At 67.5% G+C, this 13,419-nt stretch carries 13 protein-coding genes and 1 pseudogene; 8 read left to right on the top strand and 6 right to left on the bottom strand.

The window, feature by feature from the left end:
* Positions 1–9 precede the first annotated feature (9 nt).
* The 3 genes from P5P27_RS01225 to P5P27_RS01215 are packed head-to-tail and all read left to right on the top strand — an operon-like array spanning position 10 to position 3,258.
* Positions 10–1,026 carry a Zn-ribbon domain-containing OB-fold protein gene (locus tag P5P27_RS01225; protein ID WP_006894220.1) on the top strand — a complete coding sequence of 339 codons (1,017 nt, stop codon included), beginning with the start codon at positions 10–12 and terminating at the stop codon, positions 1,024–1,026.
* 19 nt (positions 1,027–1,045) lie between these two features.
* Positions 1,046–2,089, top strand: coding sequence for a thiolase domain-containing protein (locus P5P27_RS01220; RefSeq protein WP_006894219.1), 1,044 nt, complete (start codon positions 1,046–1,048; stop codon positions 2,087–2,089).
* Entirely contained in the window at positions 2,089–3,258 is a 1,170-nt protein-coding gene (locus P5P27_RS01215; RefSeq protein WP_006894216.1) for a thiolase domain-containing protein, read from the top strand. The genes P5P27_RS01220 and P5P27_RS01215 overlap by 1 nt, the downstream gene beginning before the upstream one ends.
* A 16-nt stretch (positions 3,259–3,274) precedes the next feature.
* Here P5P27_RS01215 and P5P27_RS01210 read toward each other — a convergent pair whose 3' ends face one another.
* A complete protein-coding gene (locus P5P27_RS01210; protein ID WP_006894215.1) occupies positions 3,275–3,610 on the bottom strand; it encodes a winged helix-turn-helix transcriptional regulator in 336 nt (111 codons plus the stop codon).
* Between the two features lie 116 nt (positions 3,611–3,726).
* Here P5P27_RS01210 and P5P27_RS01205 point away from each other — a divergent pair.
* A pseudogene (locus tag P5P27_RS01205) lies at positions 3,727–4,190 on the top strand (DoxX family protein).
* A gap of 432 nt (positions 4,191–4,622) precedes the next feature.
* Here the strand turns inward: P5P27_RS01205 and P5P27_RS01200 are convergent.
* Together P5P27_RS01200 and P5P27_RS01195 are read right to left on the bottom strand one after the other, a co-directional pair.
* Entirely contained in the window at positions 4,623–5,072 is a 450-nt protein-coding gene (locus P5P27_RS01200) for a nuclear transport factor 2 family protein (protein WP_006894212.1), read from the bottom strand.
* Positions 5,069–6,295, bottom strand: a complete 1,227-nt coding sequence (locus P5P27_RS01195; protein ID WP_081598037.1) for a cytochrome P450 — start codon at positions 6,293–6,295, stop codon at positions 5,069–5,071. The genes P5P27_RS01200 and P5P27_RS01195 overlap by 4 nt, the downstream gene beginning before the upstream one ends.
* A 200-nt stretch (positions 6,296–6,495) precedes the next feature.
* Between P5P27_RS01195 and P5P27_RS01190 the strand changes: the two genes are divergently transcribed.
* Both P5P27_RS01190 and P5P27_RS01185 read left to right on the top strand, forming a co-directional pair.
* A complete protein-coding gene (locus tag P5P27_RS01190) occupies positions 6,496–7,659 on the top strand; it encodes a steroid 3-ketoacyl-CoA thiolase (RefSeq protein WP_006894210.1) in 1,164 nt (387 codons plus the stop codon).
* 1 nt (position 7,660) lies between these two features.
* Positions 7,661–8,140: a nitroreductase family deazaflavin-dependent oxidoreductase gene (locus P5P27_RS01185; protein ID WP_006894209.1), complete on the top strand. Its 480-nt coding sequence runs from the start codon at positions 7,661–7,663 to the stop codon at positions 8,138–8,140.
* Between the two features lie 4 nt (positions 8,141–8,144).
* On the opposite strand, the gene P5P27_RS01180 is transcribed toward P5P27_RS01185, so the two are convergent.
* Together P5P27_RS01180 and fadD8 are read right to left on the bottom strand one after the other, a co-directional pair.
* A complete protein-coding gene (locus tag P5P27_RS01180; RefSeq protein ID WP_278126011.1) occupies positions 8,145–9,269 on the bottom strand; it encodes a lactonase family protein in 1,125 nt (374 codons plus the stop codon).
* A gap of 122 nt (positions 9,270–9,391) precedes the next feature.
* The gene (fadD8, locus tag P5P27_RS01175) at positions 9,392–10,996 is read right to left on the bottom strand and encodes a fatty-acid--CoA ligase FadD8 (protein ID WP_006894207.1); all 1,605 of its coding nucleotides are present in this window, start codon (positions 10,994–10,996) and stop codon (positions 9,392–9,394) included.
* Between the two features lie 189 nt (positions 10,997–11,185).
* Here fadD8 and P5P27_RS01170 point away from each other — a divergent pair, with 189 nt between their 5' ends.
* A complete protein-coding gene (locus P5P27_RS01170; protein ID WP_006894206.1) occupies positions 11,186–11,842 on the top strand; it encodes a GNAT family N-acetyltransferase in 657 nt (218 codons plus the stop codon).
* A gap of 19 nt (positions 11,843–11,861) precedes the next feature.
* Here the strand turns inward: P5P27_RS01170 and P5P27_RS01165 are convergent, their stop codons facing one another.
* Positions 11,862–12,446 (bottom strand): TetR/AcrR family transcriptional regulator, encoded by a 585-nt coding sequence (locus tag P5P27_RS01165; RefSeq protein ID WP_006894204.1) that lies wholly within the window; start codon positions 12,444–12,446, stop codon positions 11,862–11,864.
* A gap of 91 nt (positions 12,447–12,537) precedes the next feature.
* Between P5P27_RS01165 and P5P27_RS01160 the strand changes: the two genes are divergently transcribed.
* Entirely contained in the window at positions 12,538–13,419 is an 882-nt protein-coding gene (locus P5P27_RS01160) for an oxygenase MpaB family protein (RefSeq protein WP_045537550.1), read from the top strand.

Raw genomic sequence — 13,419 nt, 5'->3', positions numbered from 1 at the left:
TCTACTTTGGTGGTGTCCAATAGTGCAACCCACCCGACTCCCGAGGTGCAGGTCCCCGCACCCGAGTCACGAATCCTGTCCGCGAAGCTGACCAACACCTTCGCCTACACACGCTCGCTCGGACCGGTCCTGTCGCAGTTCGCCCTCGCCCTGCGCGACGGCCGCATCGTCGGAAGCCGCGGCTCCGACGGCCGCGTCACGGTTCCTCCCGCCGAGTTCGACCCCTCCTCCGGGGAGCCGACGACCTCGCTTGTGGAGGTCGCGCCGGTCGGCACGGTCGAGAGCTGGTCCTGGCAGCCGGAGCCGCTCGACGGCCAGATCCTCGACCGGCCGTTCGCCTTCGCCCTCATCAGGCTCGACGGCGCCGACACCGCGCTGCTGCACGTGGTGGACGCCGACGAGCCGTCGCAGATGAGCGTCGGCGCACGCGTCCACGCCGTGTGGCATGCGGCGCGCAGCGGAGCGATCACCGACATCGCCCACTTCAGCCTGGGTGAGACACCGGAGACCGCACCGGAGGCGACCGGCGAGATGATCGTCGACGACGCGGGCGACGTCATCATCACCACGCCGATCACCACCGACATCATGCATTCGGCCGCGGAGTCCGAGAGCTGGTACCTCGAGGGCCTCAAGGCAGGCCGTCTCATCGGCGGTCGGGTGCGTACCGGCGAGGTGTACTTCCCACCCCGGTACGTGAGCCCGGCCGACGGCAGCCCGACCGTCGAGCGGGTGGAGCTGCCCGACACCGGCACCGTCACCACTTTCTGCATCGTGAACGTGCCCTTCCTGGGGCAGCAGATCAAGCCGCCCTACGTCGCCGCCTACGTTCTGCTCGACGGCGCCGACATCCCGTTCCTGCACCTGATCCTCGACTGCCCCGCGGAAGAGGTACGCATGGGCATGCGGGTCAAGGCCGTATGGCGTCCCGAGGCCGAATGGGACTACACCATGCGCAATATCAGCCACTTCGCCCCGAGCGGCGAACCGGACGCCGACTTCGACGCGTACCGGAATCACCTCTGAGCGGGAAGGAGCTATTCACATGAGCAACAGCACACTCCCGCGCATCGCAGTCGTGGGATTCGCGCACAGCACCAACGACCCCGCATCGACCGGCACCACCAACGGCGTCGAGATGCTGATCCCCTGTTTCCAGAAGCTGTACGCCGATCTGGGCATCAGCCGCACCGACATCGACTTCTGGTGCAGTGGATCGTCGGACTACCTGGCCGGCCGCGCGTTCTCCTTCATCTCCGCGATCGACGCCATCGGCGCCGTTCCGCCGATCAACGAGTCGCACGTCGAGATGGACGGAGCCTGGGCTCTGTACGAGGCGTGGGTCAAGATCGCGACCGGCGAGGTCGACGTCGCACTGGCCTACGGATTCGGCAAGGCCTCGGCAGGCGACTCCGACCGTACGCTCGCGATGCAGACAGACCCCTACACGGTGGCTCCGCTGTGGCCGGACGCCCGGTCGCTCGCGGGCCTGCAGGCTCGCGCAGGCCTGGATTCAGGCGCCTGGACCGAGGCCGACATGGCGGCGGTCGCCGCGCGCACCACCGGAGCCTCGGTCGAGGAACTGCTGGCCGCCGACTACGTCGCCGATCCGCTACGCGCTCACGACATCGCGCCGTACGCCGATGCCGGTGCCGCCGTGGTGTTGGCCTCCGAGGCCCGCGCCCGTGAGCTGGTCGCGAACCCGGCGTGGGTGACCGGCTGGGATCACCGCATCGACACACCCAATTTCGGTGCACGCGACCTGACGCGGTCGCCGTCCACCGAACTCGCCGCGAACACCGCGTTCGGCGACCGCTCGCGCGATGTGGACGTCGCCGAGATCCACGCCGCCTACACGCATCAGGAACTGATCGTCGCGCGCGAACTCGGGCTCGGCGCCCGCACCAGAATCAACCCGTCGGGCGGCGCCCTGACCGGAAACGCCCTGTTCTCCGTGGGTCTTCAGCGCATCGGCTACGCCGCGCACGAGATCCTCGCGGGCAACGCGCGCACCGCGGTCGCTCACGCGACCAGCGGACCGCTGTTGCAGCAGAACATGGTCGTCACACTCGCAGGAGGAGAGAACTGATGGGCCGCAATCGCGTCGCCGTCCTCGGAACCGGCCAGACCAAGTACGTCGCCAAGCGCACCGACGTGACGATGGCGGGCATGGTCCGCGAGGCGATCGACCGTGCACTCGCCGACGCCCACGTCTCGATCGACGACATCGACGCCATCGTGATCGGCAAGGCACCCGATCTCTTCGAGGGCTCGATGATGCCGGAGCTGGCGATGGCCGAGGCCATCGGCGCGGTCGGCAAACGACTGATCCGCGTGCACACCGCGGGCTCGGTGGGAGCGTCCACCGCGATCGTGGGCTCCTCCCTGGTCAGCAGCGGCGTCCACGGACGCGTGCTGGCCGTCTCCTGGGAGAAGCAGTCGGAGTCGAACGCCATGTGGGCGCTCTCGATCCCGGTGCCGTTCACGATGCCGGTCGGTGCCGGCGCGGGCGGATTCTTCGCCCCGCACGTGCGCGCCTACATCAACAATTCGAAGGCGCCGGCGCACATCGGCGCGATGGTCGCCGCCAAGGACCGCCGCAACGGCGCGAAGAATCCGCTCGCGCATCTGCACCAGCCCGATATCACCGTCGAGAAGGTGATGGCCTCGCAGATGCTGTGGGATCCGATCCGTTTCGACGAGACGTGCCCGTCGTCCGACGGAGCGTGCGCGGTGGTGCTCGGCGACGAGCGATCCGCGGACGATGCGATCGCCGAAGGACGCCCCGTGGCGTGGGTGCACGCGACCGCCATGCGCACCGAGCCGCTCTCGTACTCGCACCGCAATGTGGTCAGCCCGCAGGCCGGACGCGACGCCTCGGCCGCGCTGTGGAAGGCCGCCGGGATCACCAATCCGCTGGAAGAGGTGGACACGGCCGAGATCTACGTGCCCTTCTCCTGGTTCGAGCCGATGTGGCTGGAGAACCTCGGCTTCATGCCGGAGTACGAGGGCTGGAAGCTCACCGAGGCGGGAGAGACCGAGATCGGCGGGAAGCTCCCCGTCAACGCGTCCGGCGGCGTGCTGTCGTCGAACCCGATCGGCGCCTCGGGCATGATCCGGTGCGCTGAGGCTGCGATCCAGGTGATGGGCAAGGGCGGCGATCACCAGGTGCCCGATGTCCGCAAGGCCTTCGGCCACGCCTATGGCGGCGGCTCACAGTACTTCTCGATGTGGCTGCTCGGCGCGGACAAGCCCTAGCCGCGCCGCGCGGGCGTCAGACGTACGCCTGCGCGGGCATGTTGTTCTGAACAGCCTCCACCAGGGCGCGCACCGCGCGCGCCACCTCCACCCCGGAGTCGGTCAGCGAGTACTCCGGGTGCGACGGCCTCTCGTCGGACATCGTCCGCACGACGAGGCCGTCGTTCGTCAGCGTCTTCAACGTCTGCGTCAGCATCCGGTCGCTGATGCCCTCCACCTGCTCACGCAATTCACAGAAACGCTGCGGAACGGTCTTCAGCTTGCCCAGCACGAGAGCTCCCCAGCGGCCGGTGACGTGCGAGAACACCTCCCGGGACGGGCACTGCTTCGCGAAGACGTCGAACGGGATCATGCCTAGATACTAGCTCTGACCTTTTGCGCTTACGAAAAGTAAGTGATTGAATTCCGGGGACCCCACACATCTCGGTGGGCGAGAACAGAACGATCCCACAAGGAGTCACCTCGACCATGACCTACTTCAAGCAGGGCCAGGGCCTGGCCGTCAGCATCGCCCGGATCATCCTCGGCGTCATCTTCTTCGCCCACGGCTGGCAGAAGTTCTTCACGTTCGGCATGGACGGAGTCAAGGCCAACTTCGAGATGATGGGCGCGCCGGTCCCCGGTGTGAGCGCCTGGCTCGCCGCGCTGGCCGAATTGATCGGAGGCGGCCTGCTGATCGTGGCCTCGCGGTTCCGGTGGTGTCGGTGATCCTGATCGTCGACATGATCGGCGCGATCTTCATCGCCCACATCGACGCGGGCTTCTGGGCCTCGGACGGCGGTTACGAACTGGTCCTGGGCCTGATCGCCGGCCTGCTGGCCGTCGGTTTCGCCAAGCAGGGAGTGCTGGCCGTCGACACCCACCTCCTCAAGGCGGTCTCCGCGGACAAGGCTCCCGGGGAAGGTCGGCGCCGACAGCTGAACGGCCGTTGATTCCAGCAGCGAGGCGGCCTCGATACGTCCTCGGCTAGCGCCTCGTCCTACTCGGCTGCCCTGGGGCACCCGCTCAGGGTCGTCGAGCAAGCGGGCCGTTCCGCCGGGGCAGTCGAGTAAGCGGGCCGTTCCGTCAAGCCAGCCGAGTAAGCGGGCCGTTCCGCCAGGGCAGTCGAGTAAGCGCAGGAGCGGAGCGACGGAGCGCATCGAGACGGACGTCGGCCTCGATACGTCCTCGGCTAGCGCCTCGTCCTACTCGACAGCCCTCGGGGGCACCGCTCAGGGCCAGTCGAGTAAGCGCAGGAGCGAAGCGACGGAGCGCATCGAGGCGAACGCGGGTCCGTCGGGCGCAGCCGCGAGGCTCGACATGAAGAAGTCCCGGCGACCATCTCGGTCGCCGGGACTTCTTCGCCCGTTACTGCATCCGCAGACCTACTGGGGCCGGAACGACTTCATCGTCGCTTCGACCTCCCAGAACGCGCGGAGCGCCTCCAGGTCTCCGTTCTCGTCCGCCTTGTAAGTGAACACGCCTTCGGCCTCGGAGATGTGGCCGCCGATCCGGGTGACGATGGTGCCGATGTAGGCCACCTCGCGACCACAGATGATCTCCTTCTCGAACTGGAAGTCGATGCTCTCGGTCGGTGCGATCGCCTTGTCCCAGAACGCCGACAGCCCGTCGGCGCCACGATGACCCCGCCCTTCCTCGTCGAACATCGACGGGCCGACCGGATCCTCGACGGATCCGTTCGCGGCGAAGTTCGCCAGCCATGCCGCCTTGTCACGAGCTTCGACGGCCTCCCGCGAGCGCCGCCCGGCGAGTACCGCCGGATGGTTCGCGCGGTCGATGTTCAGATACGCGGGAGAGTTCTGGGTGTCGGTCAAGACTTCGTCCCGTAATCGACCTGCAGTTCCTTGATGCCGTTGATCCAGCCGTGACGCAGCCGGCGCGGCTGCTCGAGCTTGGTGATGTCGGGCACCAGGTCGGCGAGCGCGTTGAACATCAGGTTGATCTCCATGCGAGCCAGGTTGGCGCCGATGCAGAAGTGCGTGCCGTTGCCGCCGAAGCCGACGTGCGGGTTCGGATCGCGCAGGATGTTGAACGTGAACGGATCCTCGAAGACGTCCTCGTCGTAGTTCGCCGAACCGTAGAACATGCCCACGCGCTGACCGGCCTTGATGTCGACGCCGCCGACCTGGGTGTCGTGCTTGGCCGTGCGCTGGAAGACGTTGACCGGAGTCGCCCACCGGACGATCTCGTCCACCGCCGTGGCCGGACGCTCCTTCTTGAACAGCTCCCACTGATCCGGGTTGTCCAGGAAGGCGTTCATACCGTGCGTGATGGCGTTGCGGGTGGTCTCGTTGCCCGCGACCGTCAGCAGGATGAAGAAGAAGCCGAACTCCGCCTCGGTGAGACCGTGACCGTCGATGTCGGCCTCGATCAGCTGCGTGACGATGTCGTCGGCCGGGCACTTCTTGCGCTCCTCGGCCATGTTGTAGCCGTAGCCGAGGATCTCCATGTTCGCGGTGAGCGGGTCCGTGGTGAACTCCGGGTCATCGGCGTTCATCATCGAGTTCGACCAGTCGAAGAGCTTCATCCGGTCCACTTCGGGCACGCCGAGCAGATCGGCGATCGCCAGCAGCGGCAGGTCGACGGCGACCTGGTGGACGAAGTCGCCCTTGCCCTCGTCCGCGGCCTTCTGAACGATCTCTCGCGCGGCGGCGTCGAGCTTCTCCTCCAGCGCGTGGACCGCCTTCGGCGTGAACGCACGGGAGACCACCTTGCGCAGGCGCGTGTGCTCGGGCGGATCGTGGTTGATCAGCAGGGTCTTCGTGACCTCGAGCTGCTCCGGGTCCATGTCGTCCTCGAAGCGGATGATCACGCCGTTCTCGTTCGCCGACCAGTCGTCGGCGTTCTTCGAGATCTCACGGATGTGCTCGTGCTTGGTGACGGCCCAGTAGCCGCCGTCATGGAAGCCGCCGCCCTTGCCGGGCAGCTGAGCGTTCCACCACACCGGCGCGGTCTTGCGGAGCTCGGCGAACTCCTTGACGGGAATACCCTCGACCAGGAGGTCCGGGTTCGTGAAATCCCACCCCTCCTGATGCATGAACGGACACGTGCCGGACGCTTCAACGCTCTGCGCCTGAGTCACGTCATCACCTCAATTCTCTGGCCATGTTCTCCGGTCTCGATCGGAACGAGAACCCGTTACAATTTGCGTAACTCACACTCTGCCACACTGGATAGACGCGAACAAGAACTTGTTCTAGTTTTGACGGAGAAACGTTTCTCGAACAAGGAGTTGGCATGGGTGTACCGGTGATCGTCGAAGCGGTCCGTACTCCGATCGGCAAGCGCAACGGCTGGCTGTCGGGCCTGCATGCGGCGGAGATCCTCGGTGCGGCACAGCGCGGCGTCGTCGAACGCGCGGGAATCGATCCGGGCCTGGTGGAGCAAGTGGTCGGCGGCTGCGTCATGCAGGTCGGCGAGCAGGGCAACAATGTCACACGCACCGCATGGCTGCACTCGGGCCTACCGTGGCAGACCGGCGCCACCACCATCGACTGCCAGTGCGGATCCGCACAACAGGCCAATCACATGGTCGCCGGCCTGATCGCGACCGGCACCATCGACATCGGCATCGCTTGCGGCGTCGAATGCATGTCACATGTGCCGCTCGGCGCCAACGTCGGCACGGATGCGGGCCCCCGCCGCCCCGATTCGTGGGACATCGACATGCCCAACCAGTTCGACGCCGCCGAGCGGATCGCCAAGCGCCGGGGCATCACCCGCGCCGACGTCGACGCACTCGGGCTCGCCTCGCAGACCAAGGCCAAGCGTGCGTGGGACGAGGGCCGCTTCGACCGCGAGGTCCTCACGGTCAAGGCGCCCGAGCGCACCAAGGAGGGCGAGCTGACCGGTCAGATCCTCGAGGTGAACCGCGATCAGGGTCTGCGCGACACCACGGCCGAGTCGCTGAACGGACTCAAGGCGGTGATCGAGGGCGGCATCCACACCGCCGGCAACTCGTCGCAGATCTCCGACGGCGCGGCGGCCGTGCTGCTGATGGACGAGGACAAGGCCAAGGCCCTCGGCCTGCGTCCGCGGGCCCGGCTGGTGAGCCAGGCGCTCGTCGGAGCCGAACCGTACTACCACCTCGACGGACCCGTTCAGGCCACCGAACGAGTCCTCTCCCGCTCGGGGATGAATCTCAACGACATCGATCTGGTCGAGATCAACGAGGCTTTCGCCTCCGTCGTCCTCAGCTGGGCCCAGGTGCACGGTGCCGACATGGACAAGGTGAACGTCAACGGCGGCGCCATCGCCCTCGGGCACCCCGTGGGCAGCACCGGCTCCCGGCTGCTCACCACCGCGTTGCACGAACTCGAGCGCAGCGACCAGCAGACCGCGCTCGTCACGATGTGCGCCGGCGGCGCGCTGGCGACCGCGACCATCATCGAACGGATCTGATTTGGAGGCGAGCTCCCGACCGGCCCAACTCGATTCGCCGGTGGTCGCGCGGATCATCAGGATCGGTTCACGGCTCAACACCCGGCTGTACCGGCTCACGCGCGGACGGCTGGGCGGGACCTGGCGAGTCGGTGCCGCGCTGCGCCGCCCCACACCCGTCTGCCTGCTCACCACGACGGGGCGCAAGTCGGGACAGGAGCGCACCGTTCCGCTCCTGTTCCTGCGCGACGGCGAGTCGATCGTGCTCGTCGCCTCGCAGGGCGGACTGCCGAACAATCCGGCCTGGTACTACAACGTGCGCGATGAGCCGAACGTCCGGATCCAGATCGGCCGGGAAGAGCGCAACTATCTGGCGCGAATCGCGGGCCACGCCGAACGCGCCGAACTCTGGCCGCGGCTGGTCGAGATGTACGCGGACTTCGACACGTACGCCGCGTGGACCGACCGCGAGATCCCGGTCGTGATCTGCGAACCGGTGTGATCGCTCACGGCGTCATCGCGGCGATCGGGCCGTCGGACATGATCACGCCGGTGTCCACCTCCGGTCGGGACGTCCGGGAGAGCGACCCGTCGGCCCCGATCCGATAGGTGGTCACCCTCGAGGTCAGCCGTGCGGTCAGCACGTCGATGTCGTACAGGTAGCGCCCGTTCGGGTGCAGGAGCACCTGCCCGGGGAGGGTTCCGGCCGGCCCCGGGTAGGGCGAGCCCGCGATCGGCGTCAGCCGCCCGTCGGCGTGGGCGTTGTACGCGGCGATCGATGTGCCGACTGCGTTCGGAACGTACAGGCGCTTGCCGTCCGGCGTCATGACGATGCCGTGCGGGACGCCTCCGGTGGGGTACGGAGACCCCGGGGTCGGTGTCACGGAGCCGTCGTCGCCGATGCGGAATCCCGACAGTCCCATGGAGAACTCGTCGCTGACGTACAGGAACCGCCCGTCGGGCGAGTAACCGGGCGCCACCGGCCCGAGACCCACCCGCGTCACACCGAGACGGCGGATGCCGCCGCCCGGGCCGAGGGCGTAATTCGTCATCGTGTTGCCGATGTAGCTGACCACGCGCATCCGGGTGCCGCTCGGGTCGATGCCGCCCATACCGACCATGCTGAACCCGTCGACCGGCGCGGTCGGCTTCCCCGTCGCGATCAGCGCGCCGCTGCCGGTGACGCGATACGACGTCACCCGGCCGGGGACGCCGCCGAGAACCACGTACAGATACTTGCCGTCGGGCGTGAGCCGGGCGGCCGTCGGCGCGCCGCCCACCTTCACATCGGCACCCGGGATCGGAGTGAGCCGGCCGCTGGCGGAGATCCGGTAACCGCTGACTCCGCCGTCGAGTGCGTGCGGAACGTAGACCTTCTCTCCATCCGGACTCACCACGAGCGACAGCACCCCGAGACCGGTGGCGAAGGGACTGCCCGGGACCGGGGTGAGCGCACCGTCGTCGTGGACGCGCAGGACGCTGATCCCCTGGGACGCGGTACCCGCGGTCAGCAGGAAGCGCGGATGCGGGGTGCCGGCGTGTGCCGTGCCCGGCACCCCGGCGGTCAGCAGGACGAGGCCGGTGAGAAGAGCCGTCAGCCGGACGCGGACACCGTTCGGGAGAATAGCCATGTCAGGACTTTCGCTGTCGGTGGCCCCGAGAGGCGAGGCCGGTTCGGGCTCATCGTCTCCCGGCCTGCGACGCCGGAACTGTCACGATTCCTGCACACTCGTCCGGCTCCTCTCCCGCCGAACTATCCGACGGCGCGGCCGGCACCCTCCCAGAACTGCGCGCGCAGGGCCTTCTTGTCCGGCTTGCCGAGCGCCGTCAACGGCAGCGATTCGGCGAACACGACCTGTTTGGGCGCCTGCACCGCACCCTTGCGTTCCTTGACCGCGGCCTGGATGTCCGCGGCGATCTGCGTCTGCGCCGCGTCCCCGGCATCGGCGTCGGGGCGCAGGACCACCACCGCGGTCACCGCCTCTCCCCATTTCTCATCCGGCACGCCGATCACCCCGACCTGTGCGACCGCGGGATGCTCGGCGACCACGTCCTCCACCTCGCGGGGGAACACGTTGAATCCGCCGGAGACGATCATGTCCTTGGTGCGGTCGACGATGAACCAGAAGCCGTCCTCGTCCTCGCGGGCGACGTCGCCGGTGTGCAGCCAGCCGTCGACGAAGGTCTCGGCGGTCTGCTCGGGCAGCCCGAGATAACCGCCGGCCAGCAGCGGACCGGACACGCAGATCTCACCCGGCTCACCCCGCGCCACGCGGTTGCCCTCCGAATCGAGCAGGGCGGTGCGCAGGAACGCCGACGGGCGTCCGCAACTGCCTAGGCGGGCCTTGTCGTGTTCGTCTTTGCGCAGGTAGCTGATGACCATCGGCGCCTCGGACTGGCCGTAGTACTGCGCGAAGATCGGCCCGAACCGCTCGATCGCCTCCGCCAGCCGGACCGGATTCATCGGCGACGCGCCGTAATAGACGGTTTCAAGGGACGAGAGATCGCGGGTGCGGGAGTCCGGGTGGTCCATCAGGGCGTACAGCATCGACGGCACGAGCATGGTGGCGGTGATCCGCTCCCGCTCGATGGTCTCGAGGACCAGCGCCGGATCGAACTTGCTCAGGACCAGCATCGTGCCGCCCTTGATGAGGGTGGGCACGAAGAAGGCCGCGCCCGCATGCGAGAGCGGAGTGCACATCAGGAACTTCGGCCGCTCGGGCCATTCCCACTCGGCCAGCTGGATCTGCGTCATCGTCGACATCGCGCGGGCGGTCCCGATGACGCCCTTGGGCTTTCCGGTGGTGCCGCCGGTGTAGGTGATCGAGACGACGTGGTCGGGGTCGAGCACCGCGGCGGTCAACTCTCGGACGGGGTACTCCTGAGCGGCGGCGACGATGTCCACGCCGATGTCGGTGAGCTCAGCGGGCACCGGGCCGAGGGTGAGGACCCGGGTGAGCCCGTCGACCCGCTTCACCAGTTCCACCGCTCGCTCGACGAACATCGGATTCGGATCGATGACCAGCGTCGACACGCCCGCGTCCGCGAGGACGTAGGCGTGATCGTCGAGCGACCCGAGCGGGTGCAGCGCCGTTCGGCGCCAGCCCTGCGTCTGGCCCGCTCCGATCACGAACAGCACCTCGGGGCGGTTCAGTGCGAGCAGCCCGACGGCTGTTCCCGTGCCTGCACCGGCCGCCTCGAAGGCCTGGATGTAGCGACTGATCTGGTCGGCCATCTCACCGCCGGTGAGTTCGGCGTCGCCGAGCTTCAGAACCGGCTTGTCCCGGTGACGGCGCAGGGCCGCGACCATCAGGTCGCCGAGGTGGACGGGGTTGCGCAGCGCGTCGGCCGCAGTCATTTCGGATCCCATGTGCGCAAATACTAGAACGTGTTCTAGCTGACTGGAAGCGCTCGATCGAAAACTGTTGCCGCACAGACTCTCTCGAGACGTCTCCGATTCGGGATCCCGTCACGAAAAGAGCGCCGAGATCGCGACCGGCGAAAAGAAGTCCAACCGTTCGGCCGGGATCGGACCTAGTATCGAGATATGACGGATCTGGACCAGGCAGCAACCCGACGAGACATCACCGACGCGCTGTTGACCGCGATGGAGCGGCGGCACGAGGTACTCGACGCGATCGTCGACGCAGAGGATCGCGATGCCGCGGCGACTGCGATCGCCGACCTTCTCGGCAAGTCGAAACTGGGCGCGGAAGCGGTCCTGAACATGTCCTTCTACCAGCTCACCAAGACCGAGCGGCGCCACAACCAGGCCGAACTCGACAATCTCAACGAGGAGATCACCTTCACGCTCGCCGAGCGGCCGGCGAGTTCGGGCGACAGCCTCGACCTCCGTCCCTTCTCCGCCGACGACGACGCCGATCTGTTCGCCGAACGCACCGCCGAACAGGGTGTCGCAGGCGACGGGTCGGGCGCGCCGGCCGGGGACGTCGCAGACGAGATCACCAAGGGCGTCGACCGCGTCGACGCCGAAGACGCCGTCTGGCTGGTGGCCGTGGAAGGCGACCAGAAGGTGGGCATCGTCTTCGGCGAGCTGAACGACGGAGAGGTCGACGTCCGCATCTGGATTCGCCCGGAATCACGCAAGCGCGGTTACGGCACTGCGGCGCTGCGCAAGTCGCGCTCGGAGATGGCAGCGCTGTTCCCCGGCGTCCCGATGGTGGTGCGGGCCCCCAGCGCCTGACGCGGCACCCTGCAGACCCTCAGGCGGGCCCGGTCCACGACGGACCGGGCCCGTCGCCCATTGCGCCGGCCAGCATGGACTCGAAACCGAACCGCAGCGCGTCCAGCGAATCGACCGTCCCCATCTGGTAGCCGATGAGCAGGTACATGGCCACCTGCGCGAACTTCTCCGCCCTGTCGGCGTCACCGATGACCTCGGCCGACGTCTCGCGAATCACCTCCGCGCGCTCCCGGTCGACCTCCACCAAGTGCGCCCGCACCCCGGAATCGTGGGTCGACCAGACCCGGATCGCCGCTTCGGAGGCACGGTCGAGCCCGAGGCCGACGCCGATCAGGAAGTCGATCCGCTCCCTGGGGTCGTCGACGGCGATCGCGTCTCCGATCGGTCTGCGGCTGTGTTCCTCTCGCCAGTAGTCGATCAGCGCCGACTTGTACTCGGCCCAGTCCGCGAAGGCGTGATAGAAGCTGCCCGTCGTCGTGCCGGCGACCCGGCAGACCTGCGCCAGTTTGAGACCCGCGTGCCCGTGTTCCCCCAGCACCTCCAGGCCCGCGTCCAGAAACCGCCTGCGCGCATGCTCGGACGGCACCGATTGCTTCTTCACCATGCGAACCCGCCTCCCACACCTGCGACGTGACCCCTTGCACAAAACTATAACTCAACTTACAGTGAGCTCACCGACAGGCAGGAGCCGACCGATGACACTCAAGACGCTGGTCCAGACACCGTCCCGGACCGCGGGCATGGATCCGGAGACCGAGTTCCACGAGATCTACCGTGCCCTGGCCACGTACGAGTTCCCCTGGGACATCAATCAAGCGCTGAGCTTCGCCCTGTTCCGGACGTACGCGGTCCCGAGCATCGGCGACCTCCTCGACCGGACCGGCGAGTTCCGCGACCGACCGCAGAAGCGGTACGACGACACCGCCGTCCTGCTCGAGGTGCCGCTCCTGAAAGGCTTCGACAGCACCGACGGCAGGGCCGCGATTCGCCGGATCAACCAGATGCACAAGATGTTCGAGATCAGCAACGACGACATGCGGTACGTACTGGCCACCTTCGTCGTCGTGCCGGTCCGCTGGATCGCCGATTACGGCAGACGCCCGCTCACCGACGACGAGATCCGCGCGACCGTGCTGTACTACCGGCAACTCGGCAGACACATGGCGATCAAGGACGTACCGGAGACCTACGAGGAGTTCGCAGCTCTGATGGACTCGTACGAAGCCGCCCACTACCGGTCCGGCGGCACCGCGGGCGTCCGCCGCACCGGCGACGCGACGATCGACCTGTTCAAGACCTTCTACCCGGCGCCGCTGCGACCGTTGATCGGCGCCTTCAGTCTGTCGGTGATGGACGACGCACTGCTCGACGCCTTCGGCTACCGGCGTCCGCCCGCCGCGCTGCGGTTCGCGTCGAGGGCAGGCCTCCGAATCCGGGGCCGGCTGGTCTCACTGCTGCCCCGGCGTCGGCGGCCGCGACATGTTCACGATCTGCCCCGGATCAAGAGCTATCCGAACGGCTTCGACATCGAGCGGATGGGCACCTTCGCACCGCCCGGATGCCCGGTCAGGCACTGA

Source organism: Gordonia sihwensis (assembly GCF_029632925.1).
Lineage (GTDB): Bacteria > Actinomycetota > Actinomycetes > Mycobacteriales > Mycobacteriaceae > Gordonia > Gordonia sihwensis.
This window is presented reverse-complemented; position numbering and strand designations above follow the sequence as displayed.